Source organism: Pseudoduganella sp. RAF53_2, assembly GCF_052113985.1.
Taxonomy (GTDB): domain Bacteria; phylum Pseudomonadota; class Gammaproteobacteria; order Burkholderiales; family Burkholderiaceae_D; genus Rugamonas.
This window is the reverse complement of the sequence record NZ_JBFRDW010001097.1, coordinates 1-1,022: the sequence shown is the minus strand read 5'-3', so window position 1 is coordinate 1,022 and position 1,022 is coordinate 1. Positions and strand designations below refer to the sequence as shown.

The window sequence follows — 1,022 nt, the reverse complement described above, 5'->3', positions numbered from 1 at the left end:
GCAATAGCTTGAACAAGGGCGGCAGCATTTCCGGTACCTGGGATGCGACGTCCAAGATCCAGGCTAACGCGGCATTCCGGCGCGAGACGCGCCGCTTCGAGCCGCTGGGTGGCGTCATCTTCAATGGCGACGCCAGCGACACTACACGCAGCACCACGGTGGGCCTGCAATACACGCCGGTCCGCCAGATCCAGCTGAACGTGAGCGGCTTCCACGAAAAGCGCAGCGGTTCGCCGCTGGCCGGCACGGGAAGCTACAAGGCCAATGGCTTCACGGTCAGCGCTACGGCACAGTTTTAAAACTCGCAGTACGGGAACACCAATGACTGTCAATGATTTACCCATCGTCGCCTTTTTTCAGCGCGTGCTTGACCCGCTGATCATCATGGGCACGCTGTACTTCACTTCGGTGCTGTATGGCGAACCGTTTACTGGTTATTCGCTGGTGCTGATGGTGCTGGCGTTCTTTATCTCTTCATCGGTCTATCAGCAGGTGGACCCGTACCGCATGTGGCGCTCCGGCCGTATCCTGGCCTACTCGCGCGATATTTTCATGGGCTGGATTGTCACGGCCATCATCCTGGTTTTCCTCGGCAATGCCAGCGGGCTGGCGTATCACTACGAAACCTCGGTGGTGCTGAGCTGGTTCTTTGCCACGCCATTTGCGCTGCTGTTCAGCCACCTGGCTGCGCGCAAGGTCAGTGTCGATCCGGCCAAGGCCAGCGAAGTGCGTTCGGTGCTGATTGTCGGCGCCAACGATGTGGGCGCGAAGTTTGCCCGCACCATCGACCGTTATCCCAATCTGTTCCTCAGCGTGCGTGGCTTCTTCGACGACCGCGGGGTGGAGCGCATGGCCGGCGAATTGAATTACCCGGTGCTGGGCAAGATGGACGATGTCGCGGCCTATGTGCGCGAGAACAATATCAAGATGATCTTCATCAGCCAGCCGATCTCGGCACAGCCGCGCATCCGCAAGCTGCTGGACGATTTGCAGGACACCACGGCATCGGTCTACTTCCTGCC

2 pseudogenes are annotated in these 1,022 nt (G+C 59.4%); both read left to right on the top strand.

Annotated elements, in window-relative coordinates:
- Positions 1-299, top strand: a pseudogene (locus AB4Z11_RS32580) (XrtB/PEP-CTERM-associated polysaccharide biosynthesis outer membrane protein EpsL); the annotation flags it as partial.
- Positions 300-321: 22 nt separating this feature from the next.
- Positions 322-1,022, top strand: a pseudogene (locus AB4Z11_RS32575) (undecaprenyl-phosphate glucose phosphotransferase); the annotation flags it as partial.